The organism is Mycobacterium gordonae (assembly GCF_002101675.1).
Taxonomy (GTDB): domain Bacteria; phylum Actinomycetota; class Actinomycetes; order Mycobacteriales; family Mycobacteriaceae; genus Mycobacterium; species Mycobacterium gordonae.
In genome coordinates, this window is sequence record NZ_LQOY01000055.1 from 27,819 (window position 1) to 51,006 (window position 23,188).

22 protein-coding genes are annotated in these 23,188 nt (G+C 65.6%); 9 read left to right on the plus strand and 13 right to left on the minus strand.

What is annotated here, in order from left to right:
- Positions 1-54: 54 nt before the first annotated feature.
- The 6 genes from AWC08_RS09550 to AWC08_RS09575 all read right to left on the minus strand — a co-directional run bounded on the left by AWC08_RS09550 (position 55) and on the right by AWC08_RS09575 (position 9,017).
- Positions 55-1,656, minus strand: coding sequence for a PE family protein (locus AWC08_RS09550; protein ID WP_069435249.1), 1,602 nt, complete (start codon positions 1,654-1,656; stop codon positions 55-57).
- 110 nt (positions 1,657-1,766) lie between these two features.
- Positions 1,767-3,440, minus strand: coding sequence for a PE family protein (locus AWC08_RS09555; protein ID WP_085087721.1), 1,674 nt, complete (start codon positions 3,438-3,440; stop codon positions 1,767-1,769).
- Positions 3,441-3,576: 136 nt separating this feature from the next.
- The gene (locus tag AWC08_RS09560; RefSeq protein WP_069434653.1) at positions 3,577-5,229 is read right to left on the minus strand and encodes a PE family protein; all 1,653 of its coding nucleotides are present in this window, start codon (positions 5,227-5,229) and stop codon (positions 3,577-3,579) included.
- 9 nt (positions 5,230-5,238) lie between these two features.
- Positions 5,239-6,891, minus strand: a complete 1,653-nt coding sequence (locus tag AWC08_RS09565) for a PE family protein (protein ID WP_065136709.1) — start codon at positions 6,889-6,891, stop codon at positions 5,239-5,241.
- A gap of 70 nt (positions 6,892-6,961) precedes the next feature.
- Positions 6,962-7,804 (minus strand): tyrosine-protein phosphatase, encoded by an 843-nt coding sequence (locus AWC08_RS09570; protein ID WP_069434652.1) that lies wholly within the window; start codon positions 7,802-7,804, stop codon positions 6,962-6,964.
- Positions 7,797-9,017: an acyl-CoA dehydrogenase family protein gene (locus tag AWC08_RS09575; protein WP_142283495.1), complete on the minus strand. Its 1,221-nt coding sequence runs from the start codon at positions 9,015-9,017 to the stop codon at positions 7,797-7,799. The genes AWC08_RS09570 and AWC08_RS09575 overlap by 8 nt, the downstream gene beginning before the upstream one ends.
- Before the next feature lie 36 nt (positions 9,018-9,053).
- Here AWC08_RS09575 and AWC08_RS09580 point away from each other — a divergent pair, with 36 nt between their 5' ends.
- Positions 9,054-9,515: a nuclear transport factor 2 family protein gene (locus tag AWC08_RS09580; RefSeq protein ID WP_065136706.1), complete on the plus strand. Its 462-nt coding sequence runs from the start codon at positions 9,054-9,056 to the stop codon at positions 9,513-9,515.
- Positions 9,516-9,522: 7 nt separating this feature from the next.
- Here the strand turns inward: AWC08_RS09580 and AWC08_RS35075 are convergent, their stop codons facing one another.
- A complete protein-coding gene (locus AWC08_RS35075; protein ID WP_172835254.1) occupies positions 9,523-9,651 on the minus strand; it encodes a hypothetical protein in 129 nt (42 codons plus the stop codon).
- 173 nt (positions 9,652-9,824) lie between these two features.
- Between AWC08_RS35075 and AWC08_RS09585 the strand changes: the two genes are divergently transcribed.
- Positions 9,825-10,448 (plus strand): TetR/AcrR family transcriptional regulator, encoded by a 624-nt coding sequence (locus tag AWC08_RS09585; protein ID WP_065136705.1) that lies wholly within the window; start codon positions 9,825-9,827, stop codon positions 10,446-10,448.
- Positions 10,449-10,455: 7 nt separating this feature from the next.
- Here the strand turns inward: AWC08_RS09585 and AWC08_RS09590 are convergent, their stop codons facing one another.
- Positions 10,456-11,901, minus strand: coding sequence for a PE family protein (locus AWC08_RS09590; protein ID WP_069434651.1), 1,446 nt, complete (start codon positions 11,899-11,901; stop codon positions 10,456-10,458).
- A 121-nt stretch (positions 11,902-12,022) separates the two neighbouring features.
- Entirely contained in the window at positions 12,023-12,931 is a 909-nt protein-coding gene (locus AWC08_RS09595) for an alpha/beta hydrolase (protein ID WP_065136703.1), read from the minus strand.
- An 88-nt stretch (positions 12,932-13,019) separates the two neighbouring features.
- Between AWC08_RS09595 and AWC08_RS09600 the strand changes: the two genes are divergently transcribed.
- From AWC08_RS09600 to AWC08_RS09610, 3 genes are read left to right on the plus strand one after another with little or no spacing between them, the layout of a single operon-like run.
- Positions 13,020-14,120, plus strand: a complete 1,101-nt coding sequence (locus AWC08_RS09600; protein ID WP_069434650.1) for an NAD(P)H-dependent amine dehydrogenase family protein — start codon at positions 13,020-13,022, stop codon at positions 14,118-14,120.
- Between the two features lie 20 nt (positions 14,121-14,140).
- On the plus strand, positions 14,141-14,890 hold the full coding sequence (locus AWC08_RS09605; protein ID WP_065136701.1) for a glucose 1-dehydrogenase: 750 nt from the start codon (positions 14,141-14,143) through the stop codon (positions 14,888-14,890).
- Positions 14,891-14,892: 2 nt separating this feature from the next.
- Complete coding sequence (locus tag AWC08_RS09610) at positions 14,893-16,242, plus strand: FAD-binding oxidoreductase (protein WP_069434649.1); 1,350 nt, start codon at positions 14,893-14,895, stop codon at positions 16,240-16,242.
- Here AWC08_RS09610 and AWC08_RS09615 read toward each other — a convergent pair.
- The 3 genes from AWC08_RS09615 to AWC08_RS09625 are packed head-to-tail and all read right to left on the minus strand — an operon-like array spanning position 16,232 to position 18,508.
- The gene (locus AWC08_RS09615; RefSeq protein WP_065136699.1) at positions 16,232-16,783 is read right to left on the minus strand and encodes a TetR/AcrR family transcriptional regulator; all 552 of its coding nucleotides are present in this window, start codon (positions 16,781-16,783) and stop codon (positions 16,232-16,234) included. The genes AWC08_RS09610 and AWC08_RS09615 overlap by 11 nt on opposite strands.
- Entirely contained in the window at positions 16,780-17,631 is an 852-nt protein-coding gene (locus AWC08_RS09620; protein ID WP_065136756.1) for a thioesterase family protein, read from the minus strand. The genes AWC08_RS09615 and AWC08_RS09620 overlap by 4 nt, the downstream gene beginning before the upstream one ends.
- A gap of 13 nt (positions 17,632-17,644) precedes the next feature.
- Complete coding sequence (locus AWC08_RS09625; protein WP_065136698.1) at positions 17,645-18,508, minus strand: SMP-30/gluconolactonase/LRE family protein; 864 nt, start codon at positions 18,506-18,508, stop codon at positions 17,645-17,647.
- Between the two features lie 95 nt (positions 18,509-18,603).
- Between AWC08_RS09625 and AWC08_RS09630 the strand changes: the two genes are divergently transcribed.
- Genes AWC08_RS09630 through AWC08_RS09645 form a run of 4 tightly spaced genes read left to right on the plus strand, consistent with a single transcriptional unit; the run spans position 18,604 to position 22,403 of the window.
- On the plus strand, positions 18,604-19,485 hold the full coding sequence (locus AWC08_RS09630; RefSeq protein ID WP_069434655.1) for an acyl-CoA thioesterase: 882 nt from the start codon (positions 18,604-18,606) through the stop codon (positions 19,483-19,485).
- Between the two features lie 4 nt (positions 19,486-19,489).
- The gene (locus AWC08_RS09635) at positions 19,490-20,410 is read left to right on the plus strand and encodes an LLM class F420-dependent oxidoreductase (protein ID WP_065136697.1); all 921 of its coding nucleotides are present in this window, start codon (positions 19,490-19,492) and stop codon (positions 20,408-20,410) included.
- Entirely contained in the window at positions 20,411-21,556 is a 1,146-nt protein-coding gene (locus tag AWC08_RS09640; RefSeq protein WP_069434648.1) for an acyl-CoA dehydrogenase family protein, read from the plus strand.
- Positions 21,557-21,584: 28 nt separating this feature from the next.
- A complete protein-coding gene (locus AWC08_RS09645; protein WP_069434647.1) occupies positions 21,585-22,403 on the plus strand; it encodes a formate/nitrite transporter family protein in 819 nt (272 codons plus the stop codon).
- Here the strand turns inward: AWC08_RS09645 and AWC08_RS09650 are convergent.
- Positions 22,390-23,073: a DUF427 domain-containing protein gene (locus AWC08_RS09650; RefSeq protein ID WP_069434654.1), complete on the minus strand. Its 684-nt coding sequence runs from the start codon at positions 23,071-23,073 to the stop codon at positions 22,390-22,392. The two genes, AWC08_RS09645 and AWC08_RS09650, sit on opposite strands and share 14 nt — an antisense overlap.
- Between the last annotated feature and the right edge of the window lie 115 nt (positions 23,074-23,188).

Genomic DNA, 23,188 nt, shown 5'->3' on the forward strand with positions numbered 1-23,188 from the left:
GCGTAGAGGCGAGCTTCCGAAACTGTCTGGCGTTTACGCCATCCGGCCCGAAAGTCAGGGGATGAGGGCGCTGATGTCCTTGATGTTCTCGGAGATCGCCTTTGCGATGACCAGGAATTCGACAATGCCAGCAATGGTGATGAGCCCTACGTCGGCGGCAAGCGGGTACCCGATCGCGTTGATCAGGTTGCCCTGCGCGAGCTGGCTCAAGAAGAGCTGAGAGTCGTACAGCGGCATCGTGGTGGCGAAGGCGAGCAAGGTGTCCGCGGTGGGAAGCAGGACGGCGTAGTCGGTCGAGATGACAGTGGCGGCTGTGTTCACGATCTTTTCCGGCGACGGCAGGGCGGCCAACGTCGCCATCAGGTCTGCCGGCTGTGGCGGTGCGAAAGACGGGAGTGTGAACGGCTGCGCGGCCAGCGCCTGCAGTTCGGCGGTGAAGTCGTGGATCCCCTGCTGCGTGCCCGCGGCGAGGGCCTCGACGACCGTGGCGGGGCTGACGTCCGGGAACAGCCCGAACGGGGTACGCACGTCGGCCGGACTGGTGGAGTAGCCGTGGTACGGGTCTCCGTAGCCCAGATTGACGATCACTTTCAGGTCCGGCTCCACCAGCGCGGCCAGCGGATTACCGATGACCGGAATCGCGCGCAACGGCGCCAGCAGGGGCAGGTTCTCGGTGCGGATCATGTAGTACTCGGTGACGCCGGTGTAGCCGGGTGAGGTGGCCAGGGGAACGGCGTTATTGACATCCGCCACACTGAGATCCAGATACTTCACGTGGACGGTGGCGATGCCCATCACCGCATTGAGATCCGAGATGAAGTTGAGCGGATACCGCGGGAAGTCGGCGAACCCGTCGTACTCCTGGGTATAGATGGCCGTCGGGTACAGCGTGTCCGAGGGCGTCCCGCCGTAGAAGGACAGACCCAGGGTCGGCAGCGTCAGGCCCGGGAACCGCGCGAGCATACCGCCGTTGGGGTTCATCTCATTCCCGACGAGCACGAAATTGAGCTGACCCTGATACGGCGATCCCATTGCGGCGAGCTTCTGCATCTCCAGCGAGGCGATGATCGCGCTCTGCGAGTAGCCGAAAATCGTCAGACTGTTTCCGGGAATGGCCAACTGCGAGTGAATCGCGTTGTCCATGATCGTCAGGCCTTCAACCACCGACTGGTTCAGCGTCATGCTCTTCACACCCGTGATCGGATACAGATTCTCAGGGGTGTACAGCGGCAGCTGGACGTTCGGGGGAAATGGGTTGGCACGGACATACAGTTCATTCGCCTTTGCGACATAACCCTCCGACGGGATGGGCACGCCGGTGGGACCGAGGAACAAGGAGGTCAGATTGGCGGCGAAGGGCGGAATCGCCGCCGCGCTGGCGGCCTCGGTCTGGACGTAGGCCTGCGCGGCCGCGGCCAGGGTCTGCCGGAACGTCGTTTGAAAGGCTTCGACCTGCCCGGCGAGCGCCTGGAACTCCAGTCCGTGCGTGCCGAACAGATTCGCGATGGCCGCCGACACCTCGTCGGCGGCCGCGGCCAGCAGCCCGGTCGTCGGCGCTGCCGCGGCGGCGCTCGCCGCCGTCACCGTCGACCCGATGTTCTCGATGTCCGCCACTGTCGTCGCGACGACCTCCGGCGCGACAAGCAGATTCGTCATGGGCGTCTCTTCCCTCGCTGAACGCGGTGGTCTTGGTCAGATTGGCCGTCAGCGTATGACGGGGCCGCTGACTATGTCCGCGTTTTCGCGCCATCAGGGAGCACGGGGCGTCAGGGAATGAGTGCCCGGATATCGCTGATGTTCTGTGAGATCGCCTTCGAGATGACCAGGAATTGGACGATGCCGGCAATTGTCACCAGACCGACATCGGCCGCAATGGGATAGCCGATCGCGTTGACGATGTTGCCCTGCACCAGTTGTTCGAGGAAGAGCTGGGAGTCGTACAGGGGCAACGAAGTCGCGAAAGCCAGCGCCGTATCGGCGGCCGGAAGCAGCACGGCGTAGTCGGTCGAGATGACCGTGGCGGCGGTGTTCACCACCTTCTCCGGTGAGGGCAGGTTCGCCAGCGTCGCCATGAGATCAGCCGGCTGCGGGGGAGTGAATGTCGGGAACTCGATCGGCTGCGCGGCCAGGGCCTGCAGTTCGGTGTGGAAGTCCTGAATACCCTGGCGGGTTCCGTTGGCGAAAGCGTCGATGAGCGTGCTCGGACTGACTTCCGGGAACAAGCCGAACGGGGTCTGAACGTCGGCGTAGCTCGTCGAATAGCCGTAGTTGGGGTCGCCGTAACCCAGATTGACGATCACTTCCAGGTTGGGTTCGATCAGGGCGGCGAGCGGGTTCCCGACCACCGGTAGCGCACGTAGCGGCATGAGCAGCGGTAGTTCCTCGGTGGGAATCATGTAGTAGTACGACTTGCCGCCGTTCTCGTAATAGCCCGGCGAAGTGGGCAGTTGAACGGCGCTATTGACCTGGGCGGGAGTAAGACTCAGATATTTCGTGTGGACGGTGGCTATGCCTACCACCGCATTGAGATCAGAGATGAAGTTCAGTGGATACCGCGGGAAGTCGGCGAAGCCGTCGTACTCCTGCGTGTAGATGGCTACATCGTAGGGAGTATTCGACGGTGTCGCTCCGTAGAAGTCGAGTCCCAAGGTCGGCAGGGTCAGATTTGGAAAGCGTGCCAGCATGCCGCCGTTCGGGTTCATCTCATTACCGACCAGGACGAAGTTGAGATCCGCGGGTGAGACCGGGAAACCTTGGGCCGCCAGCTGTTGCATATACAGCGAAGAGATGATCGCGCTCTGCGAGTAGCCGAAAACGGTCACCGGACCGTTTGCTATTTGATTCTGCACGTAGTTTCCGAGGATGGTCAGGCCCTCAGAAACCGATTGGTTCAGCGTCAAGCTCTTGACGCCGGTGATCGGGTACAACTCTTCGGGCGTGTACAGGATCGGCAGGGCCTGGTTCGGGTTGTTGGCGTGCACGTACAGGAGATTCGCCAAAGTGGCGTATTCCGGCGGGGGTATCGGCACGCCGGTGGGACCGATGAACACCGCGGTGGGAAATGTGCTGAACGGCGGATTGGTAACCGGGAACGCCGGCGGTGGTGGTGTGAACGCCGCAGCGGCCGGCAGACCCAGGACCCCCTGCAACGCTGTGGCGGCCGCGGCCTCGGTGTGCACGTAGGCATTCGCCGCCGCTGCCAGGGCCTGCTGAAATTGTGATTGGTATGCCTCTACGGTGGCGACGGCGGCCTGGAATTCCTGTCCGTAAGTACCGAAGAAATTCGCGATGGCCGCAGACACCTCATCGGCGGCCGCGGCTAACAACCCGGACGTCGGTGCGGCCGCCGCTGCGCTCGCCGCGCTCACCGTCGAACCGATGCGCTCCAGGTCCGTGACCACCGACGTGATGATTTCTGGCTGCACCAGCAAAGACGTCATTGCCCACCCCATCCCCCTGTGACCGAAAAAACGGTCAGTTCCCGAAATGAGCGTATGACGCTGGTGCCGTATTGTCAGCACTCAAAATTGTTTGACAATCGCCTAATAGCGGGCGCCGCAACATATTTGAGAACTATTAGAAGTCTTTGACCAATGCGCCCATCACGACGAGTGCCTCCAGGCCCAGGCCGGCACTCAGCAACGCTGTCGTCGCGGCGATCGGGCGGCCCACCGCGTTGACCAACCCCATCGGGTCGCCTTCGACGGCCTGCTCGATGCCGTCGAGGAACAGGTTGAGGCCGTAGGACGGCAACGTGGTGGCGCCCGCGTTGAGGATGTCGGCGGTGGGAAGAAGAACCGCGTATGTCTGCGATGTCACCGTGGTGAACGTGTCGGCGATGTAGGTGTTCGCCGCCTGGATGTTGCCGATGAAACCGGGTATCGATGTCGGGACGGTGATCAACTCCGGCGACGGTGCCGGCAGTGCGCGGTATGACTGGAACAGGCCCAGGGCGGACACGTCGAGCTCGGCCGGAGCCGGCGGTGCCGTGAGATTGACTGCGGCAGTGGTCACTCCGTGTTGGGCACCCAAGACCAGGGTCCCGGAGAGGCGGACCGGATCGATCGGCGGGAACAGGCCGAACGGGGTCGGCACGTCCGCGGCAGTGGTCGAATAGCCGTAGTTCGGGTCACCGTATCCCAGGTTGACGATCGTCCTCAGGCTCGGCTCCATCAGGTCCGCAAGCGGGTTGCCCACCATCGGTATCGCCCGCAGCGGGGTCAGCAGGGGCAGCTGGTGGTTGCGGATGATGTAGTACGTCGTGTTGCCGGTGTAGCCGGGGGACGTGGGCAGCTGCACCAGGTCACCCGGTGGCAGCGAGTCGATGTTGACGTACGGCGTCTTGCTGTGCACCAGGGCGATGCCGGCGATGGCGTTCAGGTCGGAGACGATGTTGAGCGGATAGCGGGGAAAGTCGGCGAAGCCGTCGTATTCGTAGGTGTAGATGCTGGTGGGGTAGATCGTGTCGGAAGGTGTCGCGCCCAAGAAGTCCAGTCCGATGCTCGGCAGGGTCAAACCGGCGAAGCGCGACAGCAGGCCGCCGTTGGGGTTCATCGGATTGGCCAGCAGTACGAAACCGAGCTGATTGGCAGCGGGTGCCCCCGGCATCGCGGCGAGGTGGCGCATCTCGATTGACGCGATGATGGCACTCTGCGAATACCCGAGCGCGACGACACTGTTGCCTCGGCCAATTTCGCCCATGATGGCTTCGTGCAGCATTGCGACACCCTGGGTCAGCGAGGTGTTGAGCGGCAGGCTCTTGGCGCCGGTCAGCGGATACAGCTGTTCAGGGGTGTACAGCACCTGGGCGGTCGTGGCACCGAACTGGGTGCTGATGTAGTTCAGCACGCCAGCGACGAATTTCGGTGGGGGAAGCGGAGTTCCGCTGCCACCCATGATCAGGCTGACGGTCGGTCCGGCCAGCGGGGTCGCGGCGATCGTTGCCGAGTTGGTGACTTCTGCCTCGGTGTAGGCGAACCCGGCAGCGGCCAGCAGCCGGCCGAACTCGCCGCGAAACGCCTCCAGCTGCGCCACGGCGGTCTGGAATTGGGTGCCGTACCCGCCGAAGAATTGCGCGACGGCTGCGGACACCTCGTCGGCGGCGGCCGCCAACAGGTTTGACGTCGGCGCCGCCGCGGCCGCCCCGGCCGCGCTGACCGCCGAGCCGATGCCCTCGATGTCGGTCACCGCGGTCGCGATGATCTGCGGCTGCGCGATTACATAGGTCATCGCGTCCAGCTACAAACCGATGCTCTGCAGGTCCTGAACGATGTCCGCCGCTGCTTCCACCACAGCGATGAACTCGATCATGCCGCCCAGTGCCGCCAGGCCGGCGGTGGCCGCGAGTGGGAGTTCGATTGCCGCCCTGATGTTGCCCTGGGCGAGCTGGCTCAGGAAGAGCGTCAAGTCGTAGGCCGGCATGGTGGTCGCGAACGCAGTCAGTAGGTCTGCCGTCGGAAGCAGCACCGAGTAGCCGGTGGAGACCACTGAGGCAAACGTATTGGCGATATTGACCGGCGTGGGTGGCAGTACCATCGGCGGCGGTGGCAGGTAGGCCTGAATCAACGGCGGGAATGCGGGCGGCTGGATCACCGGCGCTGACGTCAGCGCATGCGGCGTCACGGCGAGGAAGTCGTTGATGCCCTGCTGAGTTCCCCTGACCAGAGCGTCCGCGATGACACCGGGCGGAACCTCCGGGAACAGACCGAACGGCGTCGGCACATCGGCGTAGCTGGTGGAGTAACCGAAATTCGGGTCGCCGTAGCCGAGGTTGACGATGACCTTCAGATTCGGCTGCACCAGTGCCGCAATGGGTTCGCCGATGACGGGGATGGCCCGCACCGGATCCAGCAGCGGCAGGTCCGGGTGGTCGATCATGAACCACCTGTTGGCGGTGGCGCCCGTGGTCGGCAACTGCGTGGCCGACTGCACCTGGGCGGGGGTGAGGTCCGCGTACGTGGTGTGGACCGTGAGGATGCCGAACACCGCGTTGATGTCCGACACGATGTTCAGCGGGTACCGGGGGAAGTCGGCGAAGCCGTCGTATTGGATGGTGTAGGTGGTCGTCGGGTATTGGGTGTTCGGCATCGCACCGTAGAACGGCAGGCCGACGGTCGAGATGTCGAGCCCGGGTATGCGGGCCAGGATGCCGCCGTTGGGGTTCATCTCGTTGCCGGTCAGCACGAAACTCAGCTGGCTGGGGAGTGGCGCATTGGGCCCGAGGGAAGCGTAGTGCCCCATCAACAATGACGAGATGACGGCGCTCTGCGAGTAGCCGAAAACGGTGACGTGGTTCCCGGCGTTGAGCTGGTCCCAAATCGCCGTGTCGAGAATCTGCAGACCCTGCTGCACCGAGCTGGCAAAGATCAACGACCGCACACCGGTGATCGGATACAGCTGTTCGGGGGTGACCAGTGACGTCAGAATGGCGCCGGGGGAGTTGGGCTGGATGAAGAGTTGGTTGACCGCATTGAGGTAGGTGGGTCCGGGGATCGGAGTTCCGGTGCCGCCCATGGCAATTGCGATAGTGTCTCCGGTGAACGGCGGGAACACCGGCGGCGCGGTCGGCTGGAACAGCCCGGCCGTCACGCTCTGCCGAAGCTGAGCCGTATTGATCGCCTCGGCGTTGACGTAGTAGTCGATCGTGGAGTTCAGGTTCTGGACCAGACCCTGGTACAGCGCGCCGAGTCGCGCGTTGACCGATTGGAATTCCTGGCCGTAGCCACCGAAGAAGTTGGCGATCGCCGTCGACACCTCGTCGGCGGCCGCGGTCATCAGGCCGGTCGTGGGAGCTGCCGCGGCGGCGGCAGCCTCACCGATCGCCGTGCCGAGCCCGGACAACTCCGTCGCTGCCGCAGCCAGTGCCGGCGGCTGCGCAAATACGTAAGACACTCACGTGAGGGTAGAGCGATTCCGCGACGGTGTCTGGCCTTTGGCCCGACTCATATGACCTCGCGGCGGGTCAGCCCAGCAGTGCGTCGCGCAACCGGGTGACATCGGTCTCGGTGATGCCCGCGTCACGCAGGTAGGCGTTCAGCGATCCGAACGACTCTTCGATCGTTTGCCATGCCGCCCAGAGGTATTCGGCACGGACCCCGAGAACTCCGTCGGACAGCCGCGCCTTGGTGAAGGTCTCCACCTCGGGGGTCAATTCGACGTCGGAGCGCTGCGCGATCATTTCGGTGATCTGCTGACGGAGCTGCGGTACGGCGTCGTTGCTGCGCAGGTAGTCGGCGACGATGACGTCTCGGTCGAGTCCGGCCGCTTCCAGCACCGTCGCGACCACGAAACCGGTGCGGTCCTTGCCGGCGAAGCAATGGGTGAGCACTGGGCGGCCGCCGGCCAGCAACGTGAACACCCGGCGCACCGCACGTTGAGCTCCTTTGCGCGTGGGGAATTCGCGATACTCCTCGGTCATGTAGCGCACAGCGTTCGCTTCGATGGCTTCGTCTGACTCGTCGGCTTCGCCTTCGGTCATCAACCGCTTGAACGCACTTTCGTGCGGGGCCTCGTCGTTCTCGGCGTCGCCGGCCCCGCTCTCATCATCGGCGAGGTCCGGGAAGGGCAGCAGATGGATGTCGACACCGTCGGGCACCCGGCCAGGGCCGCGCCGGCTGACCTCGCGAGTGGAGCGCAGGTCGGCGACGTCGGTGATGCCCAACCGGCGCAGCACCGCGCGGCCGTCGTCGTCCAGGCTGCTCAACTCGCTGGACCGGAACAGCCTGCCCGGACGAAGTGCCGTCGTCTGGTCGGCAACGTCGCGAAAGTTCCACGCGCCGGGCAGTTCCCGCGATGTCTCAGCCATGACTGGTGACCGCCGCGGCGAGCGCGGACTGTTCGCGGCCCAGCTCGGTGCGCGCGATGGTGCGCATGTGCACTTCGTCCGGGCCGTCGAAGATTCTCATCGCGCGGTGCCAGCCGTAAAGCCGCGCGAGGACGGTGTCGTCGCTGACCCCGGCCGCGCCGTGTACCTGGATGGCGCGGTCGATGACGTCGCAGGCCACCTGCGGCGCGACGGCCTTAATCTGGGAGACCAGTAGGTGCGCGGCCTTGTTGCCGTGCTTGTCGATGGTCCACGCCGCCTTCTCGCACAGCAGCCTGGCTTGGTCGATCTCGTTGCGGGACTTGGCGACCGCGTGCTGCACCAGGCCCTGCTCAGCCAGCGGGCGGCCGAACGCGATCCGGTTGTTGGCGCGGCTGACCATCAGTGCGAGGGCACGTTCGGCGCCGCCGAGGGCGCGCATGCAGTGGTGGATGCGGCCCGGCCCGAGTCGCGCCTGGGCGATGGCGAAGCCGGCACCCTCTTCGCCGAGCAGGTTGGTGGCCGGCACCCGGACGTTGTCGTAGCTGATCTCGCAGTGGCCGTGCTGGTCCTGCCAGCCGAACACCGGTGTGGAACGGACGACGGTCACTCCCGGAGTGTCCATCGGCACCAGGATCATCGACTGCTGCTGGTGACTGGCCGCGTCGGGGTTGGTGCGGCCCATGACGATCAGAATCTTGCAGCGTGGATCCGCTGCGCCAGAGGTCCACCATTTCCGGCCGTTGATCACATAGTCGGACCCGTCGCGCACGATCGAGGTCTCGATGTTGCGCGCGTCGCTGCTGGCGACCGCGGGCTCGGTCATCGAGAAGGCGCTGCGGATCTCGCCGTTCAGCAGCGGTTCGAGCCACTGCTTGCGCTGCGGTTCGGTGGCGAACAGGTGCAGGGTCTCCATGTTGCCGGTGTCCGGAGCCGCGCAGTTGAGCGCTTCCGGCGCGATCTCGAGGCTCCAGCCCGTCAGTTCGGCCAGCGGCGCGTAATCCAGGTTGGTCAGCCCCGATTCGGCCGGAAGGAAGAGGTTCCACAGGCCGCGCTCTCTGGCCTTGGTCTTCAGTTCCTCGATCACCGGCGGCACCGTGAAGTCGTCCGGCCCGGCCTCGTGGCGATACTTGTCGTAGTCGGCCTCTGCCGGAAAGACGTGTTCGGTCATGAAGTCCGACAGTCGTTTGTGGTAATCGCTGGCTTTGGCCGACATTGCGAAGTCCATGACCGCCACGATAGGACACCCGGTATGACGCAAGCCCGCCCCCCGTTTCCCCCTTTCACCCGGGAAACGGCGACGCAGAAAGTTCAAGCCGCCGAAGACGCCTGGAATACCTGCGATCCCGAGCGTGTGAGCCTGGCCTACACGGTCGACTCGCAGTGGCGCAACCGCGACGAACACATCGCCGGCCGCCCAGAGATCGTTGCCTTCCTGACCCGCAAGTGGCAGGGCGAACTCGACTACTCGCTACGCAAGGGGCTGTGGAGCTTCCACGACAACCGCATCGCGGTGCGTTTTCAGTACGAGTGCCACGACCGCAGCGGACAGTGGTTTCGCAGCTACGGCAACGAACTGTGGGAGTTTACGAACGACGGGCTGATGTCCCGCCGCGAAGCCAGCATCAACGACGTCGCCATCGAGGAAGCCGATCGCCGGCTGTTCGGGCCGCGCCCCGCATCCGAGTACGGCGCGGATTTTCCGCTGTGGTGATCGGTGCTCAGACCGGCGGGTAACCGGGCGGCGGATATCCGTTTCCGGACTCGACGCCGCGCAGACCCCAGGTGAGATAGCTGAAGAAATACTCGATCTCGTCGCTCGCGTCGTAGTCAGGACTCGGGTCCATCACTCCACCTCTCGACTGCTGATCGACTCCCCCACAGGGTCTGTTTCGCGAGTCTAGTCCTATCCGCGTCGGTGCGACAGGCGCGGTCCTGCCTAAACTATCCAACTAGTTGATTGATAATCAGTCGGGTGGGGGGTCGTCCGGGCCTCCACCGGCAGCGACGAGGGTGAGTACAGATGGCATCCGGAAGTGGCCTGACCCGCCGTGAGGAGTTGCTGGCCGTCGCCACCAAGCTGTTCGCCGCCCGCGGCTATCACGGCACCCGGATGGACGACGTCGCCGACGTGATCGGGCTGAACAAGGCGACGGTCTACCACTATTACGCGAGCAAGGCGCTGATTCTGTTCGACATCTACCGCCAGGCTGCCGAGGGAACGCTGGCCGCCGTCCACGACGACCCCTCTTGGACGGCCCGCGAGGCCCTCTACCAATACACCGTGCGGCTCCTGACGGGCATCGCGGGCAATCCTGAGCGCGCGGCCGTCTACTTCCAGGAACAGCCCTACATCACCGAGTGGTTCACGTCCGAACAGGTGGCCGAGGTCCGCGAGAAGGAAGCGCAGGTCTACGAGCACGTACACGGGCTGATCGACCGCGGCATCGCCAGCGGCGAGTTCTACGAGTGCGACTCGCACGTGGTGGCGCTGGGCTACATCGGAATGACGCTGGGCAGCTACCGCTGGCTGCGGCCGAGCGGGCGGCGCTCGGCCAAGGAGATCGCGGCCGAGTTCAGCACCGCGTTGCTGCGCGGATTGATTCGCGACGAGGCGATCCGCACCACCGCTCCGCTGGGGCCGTAATCGCCTTTTAGTTGAAGATGGGCGGGATGATGTGCAGCACATCCCCCAGGACGCCGCTGAGCATGGACAGCGCGGTCACCGACGGCTGGCTGAATTGCGGGCCGAAGTAGAAATTCAGGCCGGGATTGGTCGACGGAACCCACGGATATTCGGTGGGGAAATATTCGGGTCCCCAGAGCCCGGCTTGCACACCGATCTCCACCGCAGCGCCATACGGCGCCAGCAACGTGCCCTTGGCGAGGTAGTAGGCGACATTGACCGGGTTGGGGATGTTGATCAGCCCGGCGGGGGTGGGCAGATCGGCATAGCCGTAGTTGTAACCGAGGTCGACCATCACCCGCAGCTGCGGCTGCACGAGATCGGCGAGCACCGGGCCGGCGTAGGGGATGTCCCGGATCGGCTGCAAGAGCGGCAAATCCTGAGTCAGAAACATGTAGTACTTGGTGTTGCCGGTGTAGCCCGGTGACGTCGGCAACTGAACCGCTTGGGAGAAGTCGGCCGCTGATATCAACGGGTAGTTGCCGTGCACATAGAAGTAGCCCATCAGGGCGTTGATGTCGGCGAGCACGTTCAGTGGGTATTGCGGCACATGCGCGATGCCGTCGTACTGCGCGGTGTAGACGTAGGTCTCGTAGGGGTTGCCGGCCGGCAGCGCGCCGTTGAACGGCACGTCCAGGATGGGCAAGTAGAAACCGGGGAAGCGGGACAGCAGGCCCCCGTTGGGGTTGTTACCCGGCGCCGCCAGGATGAAGGACAGGTCGCCGACGTGCGGCGAGCCGTTCGCCATGAGTTGGACGATGTAATTGTTGATGATCGAGGCGCTCTGCGAGTAGCCGAAGGTGATGACATCGTTGCCCATGGCCAGCTGAGCGTTGACCGCGTTGTTGAGGATCGACACGCCCTTGGCGACCGACTGGGTGTAAGTCATGGTGCCGAGATCAGGGGTGACCGGCCAGAACTGCTCCGGGGTGGGCAGCACGCCAAAAGTGGCGCCCGGGTAGAGCGGCTTGATGTACCGGTTGAAGACGTTGGTGAGGTACTTGGCGTTGGGGATCGGGTCGTTGGTGCCGCCCATGATCAGCGCGGTGATCGGGTCGGTCAGCGTCGCGGCGGCGGTCGCGGCGGTCGGGGGCTGGGCCAGCATCGACTGAACTCCGTTGAGCAGCGCCCCGTTCAGCGCTTCCGCCTGGGCGTAGGTGCTCGCGGCGCTCGACAGCGCCCTGGTGAAGTCGTTCTGGAACAGCGAAGCCTGCTTGACGACGGCCTGGTACTCCACGCCGAAGGTGTTGAACAAGTCGGCGATCGCGGCCGAGACCTCGTCACCGGCGGCGGCCAGCAGTCCGGATGTCCGGCCCGCCGCCGCTGCGGTGGCGTCGTGGATCGCCGCGGCGATCCCGTCCACGTCGGTGGCCGCCGCAGCGAGCGTCTCGGGGGCAGTGAGCAGGTACGACATCTCCCCGTCCTTCCCGTCGACCGGTCCCCATCCCGGCCCGGCACGAACTACCCGCAACCGCGGGTATTAGGTATGACCAGAGAGTAGAACTGTGCGGCCGGGAATTCCGGCGTTTCGGCGGTTAATTGCGGGCGGTCTGCAAATGCCGGTCGAGAAACGCGATCTGGTCAGTGACGACGCGCTCGAATGCGTCGTCGACGTAGATGGCGAAATGGCCTTCGGGGTACGTCTTGATTTCGCCGCGCGGCGCCTTCGCGGCATAACGCAGCGTGGGTCCGGCCGGCGCCACCGAGTCGGTTTCGCAGACACAGAACAGGATGGGGCACGGGATTCTGGCGGCGCTGCGACCGGGCCGGTACAGCAGCACCTTCAACCCGATCCGGGCGGCGATCTCGTTGCGCAGCTCAACCCCGTCCGGCACCAGTCTCAGGTAGCCGGGGTAGGCATCGGGGGCCGTCATCACGGCGACCTCGCCCGGCATGCCCGCGGTCGGGATCATCACCGGCGGCTTGCCCCGGCGGGCGGCTAACAGGTCGCGCAGAGCCAGCGCGGTGACGCGGGCGGCCGTCACCGGATTGATCGCCGCGATCGACGCCAGGCCGTCGGTGAACGGGCACTGTGCCACCGCGGCGGCGATGCCCGGCAGCCGGGCCGCCGACTCGATCACGTGCCCGCCCCCGAAAGACGTGCCCCACAGGGCGATTCGGTCTGGGTCAAGGCCGGGCACGGTGCGCGCGTAGTCGACGGCCGCCGCCCAGTCGGCCAGTTGCATGTCGATGTCGAGGAGCTGACGCGGCTGACCCTCGCTGTCGCCGAAGTTGCGGTAATCGAACACCAGGCAGGCGTAACCGGCCGCTCGGAACCGCTCGGCGTAGGCGTCGAGCCGCATCGTCCGGACGGCGCCCAGTCCGTGTCCCATCACCAGCACCGGGGCCGGGCCGTCCGTGTCGGGGCGGTAAAGCCAGGCGCTGATCCGGTCTTCCCGGGAATTCAAGCCGGAGATGAACGAGACGTCTTCCCGCTGCGGCATAGCGCAACAATAGTGCCGCCGAGACCCCCGAAAAATTATGGACTACTGTCTAGAAAAGCTACAGCGTTGTGGGGACGGAAGGACACTCATGGCGATTCGCGTCGCCCATGTGGGCACCGGAAATGTCGGCGGGCTGGCGCTTGCCCAACTCATCACCAACCCGGCGTTCGAACTCACCGGAGTCTGCGTGTCCAGCCCCGAGAAGGTGGGACGTGACGCCGGGGAACTGTGTGGGGTCGGTCTGGATTCGAGTGTGACGACCGGGATCGCCGCCGTGAACGACCTCGACGCGCTGCTGGCCACCCAACCCGAGTGCGTCGTTTACTGCGCGATGGGCGACACCCGGTTGCCGGATGCGATGGCCGACGTGATGCGCATCCTCGCCGCCGGTGTCAACGTCGTCGGCTCCTCGCCCGGTCTGCTGCAGTATCCCTGGGGCGTGATGCCGGAGAAGTACATTGCCCGGGTAGAAAACGTTGCACAGCAGGGTAATTCGAGCATCTTTATCACCGGCGTCGACCCGGGGTTCATCAACGACCTGATCCCCTTCGCCCTCGCCGGGACCTGCCAGCGCATCGAGGCGGTGCGGTGCATGGAGATCCACGACTACGCCAGTTACAACGGCGCCGAGGTCATGCACTACATGGGGTTCGCCCGTCCCCTGGACGAGATTCCGATGCTGCTGCAACCGGGTGTGCTCAGCATCGCCTGGGGCACCGCGATCCGGCAGCTGGCCGCCGGACTCGGCATCGAAATCGACGAGATCACAGAGTCCTACCAGCGCGAGCCCGCGCCGGAGGACTTCGACATCGCGGTCGGCCGGGTGGCCAAGGGCACCCTGGCGGTGCTGCAGTTCGAGATCCGCGGCATGGTCAACGGCCGCCCGGCGATCGTCATCGAGCACATCACCCGGCTGCGTCCTGACCTGCGCCCGGACCTGCGTCAGCCGGCGGCAGGCACCGGCTCCTACCGGGTCGAGATCACCGGGGAACCTTCCTACGCGGTGGACATCGTGCCCAGCAGCCGCAAGGGCGACCACAACCACGCGGCGATCGCCGGTGCCGCCGGCCGGATCGTCAACTCCATCTCCGACGTGATCGCGGCGCCGCCCGGCATCAGGAGCACGCTGGACCTGCCGTTGGTCACCGGCAAAGGGCTGTACACGCCAAACGATCTCGTGGTCACCTGACCGGAAAGGAACAGGCTGCGATGGAACGACCGGGACGGGTCGAGGGCAAGGTCGCGCTGATCAGTGGCGGCGCCCGGGGAATGGGCGCCGAGGACGCGCGGCTGCTGGTCGAAGAGGGCGCCAAGGTGGTGATCGGCGACATCCGCGACGAGGAGGGCAAAGCACTGGCCGCCGAGCTCGGTGACGCGGTGCGCTACGTCCACCTCGACGTCACGCAACTCGACCAGTGGGAAGCCGCCGTCGCCACGGCCCTCGGCGAATTCGGCAAGCTCAACGTGCTGGTCAACAACGCCGGCATCGTCGCGGCCGGGCCGCTGCGCGAATTCCGAATGGACAAGTGGCAGCAGGTGATTGATGTCAACCTGACCGGCACGTTCCTGGGCATGCGCAGCGTGGTCGACCCGATGACACAGGCCGGCGGCGGCTCGATCATCAACGTGTCCTCCATCGAGGGCATCCGGGGCGCGCCGATGGTGCATCCCTACGTCGCGTCCAAGTGGGCGGTCCGCGGCATCACCAAATCCGCGGCCCTGGAGCTTGCGCCGGTGAACATCCGGGTGAACTCGGTGCACCCCGGTTTCATCCGCACCCCGATGACCGCGCACCTGCCCGAGGACATGGTCACCATCCCGCTGGGCCGGCCGGCCGAGGCACGCGAAGTGGCCACCTTCGTCGTCTTCCTTGCCAGCGACGAAGCCTCTTACGCCACTGGCAGCGAATTCATCATGGACGGTGGGCTGGTGACCGACGTGCCGCACAAGCAGTTCTGAGCATGCCGTCGAGCCTGGCCGCCGCCCTGACCGAGGTGGTGGGCTCGAACCACGTCGTCACCGATGCCGACGTACTGGCCGGCCGCAGCATCGATCACACCGGCCGGTACCGCGGCAAGGCCAGCGCGCTGGTGCGGCCAGGCTCGGCCGACGAGGTGGCCGCGGTGCTGCGGGCGTGCCGCGACGCCGGCGTTCACGTGACGGTGCAGGGTGGCCGCACCTCTCTGGTGGCCGGGACCGTGCCCGAGCATGACGACGTGCTGCTGTCCACCGAAAGGCTCTCTGCCGTAGACGATGTCGACGTGGTCGAACGTCGCGTCCGGGCGGGCGGCGGGGCAACGTTGGCGGCGGTGCAGGCAGCGGCCGCGGGGGCGGGCCTGGTGTTCGGCGTCGACCTGGCCGCGCGCGACACCGCGACCGTGGGAGGCATGGCGTCCACCAACGCCGGCGGCCTGCGCACGGTCCGCTACGGCAATATGGGCGAGCAGGTCGTCGGCCTGGACGTGGCACTACCCGACGGCTCGGTGCTGCGCCGGCACAGCCGGGTGCGCAGCGACAACACCGGCTACGACCTGCCGTCGCTGTTCGTCGGGGCCGAAGGCACCCTTGGGGTGATCACCGCCCTCGACCTGCGACTGCACCCGATGCCGTCGCACCGGGTGACGGCCGTATGCGGGTTCGCCGATCTCGAGGCGTTGGTCGAGGCCGGCCGGATGTTCGCCGAGGTCGACGGCATCGCGGCGCTGGAGCTGATCGACGGCCGGGGGGCTGCCCTGACCCGTTCGCATCTGGGCGTCGGCGCGCCCGTCTGCGCTGACTGGCTGCTGCTGGTGGAGCTGGCGGCCGATCATGACCAGACCCAGCGACTGGCCGAGTTGCTCGACGGGGTGGGTTCGGAGCCGGCGGTAGGTGTGGATGCTGTTGCGCAACAACGTTTGTGGCGGGTCCGTGAAGGGCTGACCGAGGTGCTGGGCGTGTTCGGGCCGCCGTTGAAATTCGATGTGTCGCTGCCCCTTTCGGCCGTTAGCGGCTTTGAACGCGACGCGGTGGCGTTGATCGGTGACCGGGTGCCCGAGGCGCTGCCGGTATTGTTCGGTCACGTCGGGGAGGGCAATCTGCACCTGAACGTGTTGCGCTTCCCGGCCGAGCACGAGCCCGCGCTGTATGCGGAGATGATGGAATTGATCGCCGGCTGCGGCGGCAATGTCAGTTCCGAACACGGCGTCGGCACGTTGAAGCGGTCTTATCTGGGGATGTCCCGGGAGCCTGTCGACGTGGCCGCGATGCGCGCCGTCAAGGCGGCGTTGGACCCGACCGGCTACCTGAATGCGGCGGTGTTGTTCACTCGGTAGTCCCTTTGATGCCGACGGCGTGGCGCAACTGGGCCAGGAACTGATCGGCGTCGTCGCTGCGAACAACGTAGTGCGAGATCGCGATCCGGATCACCGTCGCCGCTTTCACCGCGGCGTTGGGTCCGGGCAGCAGCTTCTGCAAGCCTTCCCGCATCTCCGGGATGACGCCGGACATCATTGGGATGACGTGCTCGGGCTCGATGTCGACCATGCGCACACCGGAGTACGAGTATTGGTAGTCGACGATGAACCGCAGTGCGGCATCAAGCCTTTCGACTCCCTTGAGCCCCGCCGTCGCCTTCGCCAGCCCCTTCTCGAAATTCTCGCGCTCGTAGCGCGAGAAGGCGGACATCAACTCCTCTTTCGAGGCGAACCAGCGGTAGAGGGTGGGGCGCGACACCCCCGCCTGCGTCGAGACCTCCGAGAGACTGAGTTTGGTCTTGCCGCTACGGGCCAGTACCTCGGCGGTGGCGGCGAGAATCCGCTGGCGGGTCGAGGTGTCGTTGTCGACGTTTTCACTCACCGGCGACGGCTGGCTCATGACTTGTTCTCCCCCAACGGGTTTGGCTTGGGCTTGGGCGGGCGGGGCCGCACCAGCACCGACTGCTGGATGGCGCCGACCGCGCTGTGTTCGTCGAACAATGTGCCGATCGTGGTCCCGATGCCGTCCGGGCCGTAACTGGTCTCCGCGCGAATACCGATCCACTCGCCGTCGGGGACGCGGAACACGTGCACCGCCAGGTCGGTGTTGACAAAGGTGAACTTGGTGATGTCCAGCTTGCTGCCGATGCCGTTGGCGCAATCGGCGACCGCGAACAACCGTTCCAGCGGCGTCATGGTTTCGCCGGCGACGAGGTCCGCGATCGGCCTGATCCATGACTCACCCGGGCCGGGGGTCAGCGGCACGGTCAGCCACAGCCACTCCAGACTGTGCACGTAGTTACGGTCCCAATTGCGCGCCTTCAGATCGCGGTTGCGCGCCTCGGACACGGGGCGGGGCAGCGGCGCGGGTGCATGCGCCACGGCCGCGGTGTCGACCCGCTGCAACCGCCATCCGCTGGCCCGGGCCACTGGGCGCGGCTCGCCGTCGGGTCCCGGAGCCAGCATTTCGGCGGTCACCAACTCGATCTGCTTGCCGCCGCGTTCCAGGCGGGACCGGACCCACAGATCCCCTTCTGCCGGTACCGCGCCGATCAGGTCGATCACCACCCGGCTCAGCCGGGTGTCGTCGCGTTGTTCGCAGCGTTCCAGGGCCCGCGTCAGCAGCGCCGACACCGGCGCGCCGTGCTGAATCGAGGACGACCAGGTGCCGCGGGCGAGGTCGGTGGCCCGGAATTTCTCACCTCGCGGATCGGCGCCGTCGATCAGCTCGTAGTACGAGTCGGTCATCATCTCCCTCGAGTCAGGGCAGGCCGGCGCCCGGTACGTCCACCTGCACCGCGTCCAGCCTGGCCAACCGGGTGCCCACCAGCCGCTTGGGATAAGCATCGGTGCTCGACAGCAAAAACAGTGTGCGGCGCTCCGGGCCGCCGAGCGCGCACGCGATCGCGACCCGCTCACCCATGTCGATCCGGTCGGTCACATCGCCACCCTCGGTGATTCGCTCGAACTGGTGAGCCAAGGTCATCGCCGCCCACACCCCTCCCTGGGCGTCGAGTGCGATGCCGTCCGGAGGGCCGTCCAGGGCGCCGGCGAACGTTCGACGGTCGGCGAGCCCGCCGTCCTTCCCGATCGCGTAAGCGGTGAGGCGGCGCCCCGTCGACTCGGCCACGATCAGGGTGCGGCGGTCGGCGGTGATGACCATCCCGTTGGGAAACTCGAGATCTGTCGCTACGACGGTCGCGCTGTTATCGGGATCGAGCCGGACGATGGTGCCGCCCTCGAAGGCCTGGGATCCGATGTAGGCGCGCCCGAGGTCGTCGATCACCATGTCGCCGAGGCTGGCCGGCGCGAGGTTGGACAGGTCGGCAACAGGGGCCACAGTTTCGCCGTCATAGCGCAGGATCTGCTTGTCCTCGGCGGAGACGATGAGCAGTGTTCCGTCGGGACGGAAACCCAGCCCGGACGGCGAGTGGCCCGGCACTGCCAAGGTCGTCAGCGAGCCGCGCCGGTCGCAGGTGTGCACGGCCTCGCCGAGCATGTCGGAAAACCAGAGCAAACCCTCGAACCAGCGCGGACCTTCACCGAAGCAAAAGCCGTCGGCGAGCGGTGTCGGCGCCGGCGTGCCTTTACAAATCACTGCCAAAGTGTCATGCACCGCGGGCATCGCTGTCAACGCGGGCATGCTCGGCGGCAAGCTTTACAAATATTGCACGAAGTGTCACGCTGGGCCGTGAGCTGCCGGAACAAGGGGTGAGCGCGTTGACGACAGAGTCTGAACAGGTCCAGTGGTCGGTGCAGAGCCTGCTGGACCTCTTCGAGGTGCGGCCCGACGGACCCGACCGGTTCATCGCCGAAACCGGGCTTGCCGGCCAGGACGGCCGGCAAGTGGTGGAAGGCACCCAGGTGGTCGCTCAGGCGATTGTGGCCGCCGCCAACCGATTTGAGGGCAAGTCGGTGCGTTCGGCGCACGCCGTGTTCGCCCGCGCCGTCATCGTGGGGCCGCCCATCGAACTGGTGCTCGATGTGCTGAACGAAGGCCGCTCCACGGCGACGGCGATCATTTCGGTGCTGCAGAACGGCAAGAGGTGCGTGAGCGTCACGGTGCTGACGGACGTCCCGACGGCGGACGTCATCCGCCACCACCTGACCCGGCCCGACGTGGCGTCGCCGGCGGAAGCGAACTATGCCGAGATGCCGATGGTCGGGCGGGAGCTGCGGCTGGTCGACGTGGTCGACGTGAACAGCCCCGACGAGGTCGGCCCGCCGGAACTCTACGCCTGGCTGCACTACGACCCGATCCCCGAACGCGACGACCTGGGCAAGGCGCTGATCACGTATTTCACCGGGCACCTGGGGATTTCCACGACCATGCGCGCCCATCCGGGAATCGGCACCGCCCAGGCGCACCTCACCGTGTCGACCGCGCCGATGTCGATCTTCGTGTCCTTCCACGAACCGGTGCGCTGGGATGACTGGCTGCTCTACAGCCATGAGAGCACGCAGGTCGGCGCGGGAATGTCTTATGTGCGTGGCACCGTACACACCGAGGACGGCGATCTGCTGTGCTCCTTCGCGCAGGAAGCGTTGATCCGCCCGCTGCGCACCAGCGACACATCGATCAACGCCGCGGCACGGTTCTAATTCCGTGCGTTTCACGATTACTCACCCGATGCACAGCCATCCGTACAACCCGGAGCTGGTGAGCGGGAACGGCATCGCAACGGTGGCGGCGGCGGCCGAGAAGGCGGGTTTTCACGGATTCGGCTTTACCGATCACCCGGCGCCGTCGCAGCGCTGGCTGGAAGCGGGTGGCCACGATGCCCTGGATCCCTTTGTGGCCCTGGGGTTTGCGTCGGCGCGAACGTCTTCGCTGCGGCTGATTCCGAACATCGTGGTGCTGCCGTATAGAAATCCGTTTGTGGTGGCCAAATCCGGTGCGACGCTGGATCTGCTGTCCGGAGGCCGCTTCACCCTTGCCGTGGGAGTGGGTTACCTGCGGCGCGAGTTCGCCGCATTGGGGGTGGACTACGACAAACGCGCCGAGTTGTTCGAGGAATCCCTCCAAGTTATTCGGGCTATCTGGACGTCTGACGACATTTCCTTCGAGGGGCAGCATTTCAGCGCGCGGGGGATCACCGCGCACCCACTACCGGTCAGCCGGCCACATCCGCCGATCTGGATCGGCGGCAATACGACCACGGCCCGCCAGCGGGTCGCGCAGTACGGAGACGGCTGGTGCCCCTTCCCCGCCCCGGCGGGATTGGCGCACACCGCGGGCACCGCCGTCATCGATTCGCCTGAGGCGCTGGCTGCGGGAATCGACGACCTGCGGCGGCGGTGCGACGCGGTGGGCAAAGACTGGTCTGCGGTCGACATCACCTTCAGTAATTTCGAGGGCGGCAACCCGGCCAGTGACGACTTCAACGCCGACGCGTACCTGGGTGGGCTGGAAAAGCTTGCCGCACTGGGGGTTACCTGGGTATCCGCGCACCTGCCCGGCGACAGTCTGGCGCACGCGCTCGAGGCGATGGACCGGTTCGGATCTCTGGTGATTGATGTGATCTGAGTGGACTTCTCGGTGGTGTCCCTCTCGGACGACGATCAGGCTTTCTATGACCGGACACGCGCGCGTGTCACCGCCACCGTGACCGAAGAGGTGCGGCGCCGCAATCGCGAATTCGGCGAAAACTTCGACGAGCGTGTGCATCTCGCGTTAGGCGAAGCAGGCTATCTGGCGTCGGACTGGAAACCGGAATCCGAGGGAGGGTTCAGCGCCGTCCGTCGTCGCATCTTCAATCTGGAGATCGCCCGGGCGCATACGCCGTGGTACCACTGGGGCACCACGTCCGTCGTCGCGCATCTGGTGCAGCAGTTCGCCGCACCCGAACTCGTGGACATGGTGTTGCCGGGCGTGCTGTCGGGCCAGGTGCGGCTGTGCCTGGGCTACACCGAACCCGAAGGCGGCTCCGACGTCGCGACCTGCAAGACCCGCGCGGTGCGTGACTCCGACGGCTGGATCATTAACGGCTCCAAGATGTTCACCTCCAATGCTCAGAACGCGCGGTACGTCTTCCTGCTGACCAATACCGACCCGCAGCGACCGAAACACCGCAATCTGACCATGTTTCTGGTGCCGCTGGATTCACCGGGCATCGAGATCCGTGGTATCCGGACGCTGGACGGTGACCGAACCAACATCGTCTTCTATACCGATGTTCGCGTCGACGACCTGTACCGGATCGGCGACGTCAACGACGGCTGGACCGTGATGCGGGCCGCGTTGGACTCCGAGCACGGCTTGACCGAGCGGGACGCCGAAGGCCTACAGGATGTCGCCGCGATGGCAGGTCACGGCAACGTGATGGCCGAAGCGGTCGACCGGGTAGCCGGCCTGGTTTCGGCTGACGACGAATCCGTGTTGTACCGGCTGGGGCGCTGTGCCGCCCGTACCGAAGCGGCGCTGTCCACGCCGGGGATGTTCGGGCGCGTCGCGATCGGGCAGACCATGCGGGACATTTCGGCGGATTTGATGGACCTGCTGGGTCCTTCGGCGGCATTGCCGACGGACGTCGAGGGCGCCGCCGACGACGGCTCGGCCGAGCATCTGTTCCGGTTGGCGCTGCCGATGGGGATCTACGGCGGATCGCTGGAGGTGTTCCGCAACATGATCGCTCAGCACGAGCTGGGGTTGGGGCGGCCGAGCTACGGGTGACGGCTCGAATTGCGGGTACCTGCTGGGCATGACCGAAACCGTGCAGCGGCAACTCGGAGCGTCCGACAGCCCGATCGAGGACGCGCTGGAGGACGCCTTCACCAGGATGGTCAGTGAGGGCACGCAGCGCCTGCACCGCACCTGGCGGGAAGTATTCGTGACCGGGTTCTTCGGCGGTACGGAGGTGGCTCTAGGGGTCCTCGCCTACCTTGCGGTCCTGAGTGCCACCCAGCGTCCACTCGTCGCTGGTTTGGCGTTCTCGATCGGTTTTCTGGCGCTGCTGCTGGGGCGCAGCGAACTGTTCACCGAGGGCTTTCTGGTGCCTGTCGTGACGGTGGCGGCCAGGCGCGCCGGCCTCGGGCAGTTGTTGAAGCTGTGGGGCGGCACCATGCTCGCCAACCTCGTCGGCGGCTGGCTGATCATGTGGCTGATCATCGCGGGCTTTCCGGGGTTGCGGGCCCAGGCCGTGGAGTCCGGCGCCCACTTTGCCACCGCTCCCTTGTCGACACAGAGTCTGTCACTGGCGGTGCTGGGCGGCATGGCGATCACGTTGATGACCCGCATGCAACACGGCACCGACTCGGTACCCGGCAAGATCGCCGCGGCGGTTGCGGCGGCTTTCCTGCTCGCCGGGCTGCAGTTGTTTCACTCGATTCTGGATTCACTGCTGATCTTCGGCGCACTGATCACCGGGAAGGCGCCGTTCGGCTATCTCGACTGGTTGGGCTGGTTCGGTTACACCCTGGCGGGCAACGTTGTTGGTGGGTTGGCGCTGGTGACGTTGCTACGGTTGCTGCGGAGCAAGGACCGGGTGCGGGAGGAACGCGACGCGGCTACGGCTTCGTGAGCGGTAACTCCGCGACGACGTCGGCGCGGGTGGCGTCGAAGCTGAAAAACGTTGCGATGGGCCGGGTTTCCGGATACGGGTCGGGGTAGGCCCAGGCAACGTCTTCGATGACGTCGTCACCCACGACCGCCGCCCAGTACGTCGCGTATCCCTTGTAGTTGCAGTAACTCGTGGTTGTCGTGGGTTTGAGCAGGTCGGTTCGTACGTGTTCCGGATCCACGTAAAGCCTTGGCTCAAGCGCCGTTTCGAAGACGATGACGGTGTCGTCGGTGTCGACCAGTGTCGTGTCGTTGATCGATACCCGCAGCCGCCTGTTGGTAGGTCGGCAGTCTACGCGGTGATACGGGTTGGGCGGGTAGTGGACAAGCTTTCGGCCTTCCTCGAACCAGGCGTCGACCGCGTGCCAGGGCACATGTACGAAACCCGGTGCCTCGGGCTCGGGTTCTGTTGGTAGTCCGGTGATTACATCTTCCGGGAAGACGTAGCTGAGCGGGTGGTTGCGCCGGTGCACCAGGAGTGCCCGTTCGGTGTCGATGACGGTGCGGCCGTCGCGGGTGGCCCGGATGCGGCGCGGATGGGGCTCGATGTAGACGACGTCTTCGGGAATCGGGGGAGCGAACCGGCCGGCGGGATCGCTGCTGAGTGGGCCGCGGCCGGCTACCAGACTCATTCCCCGAGAGTACGGCGGAAGGCGCCGGATCGTGGTATTATCGAACATGTGTTCGAATTAGATCAGTTCTCGCGGGTGCCGCCCGGTGCCACCGAAGCGGAGCTGACCGCGTTCA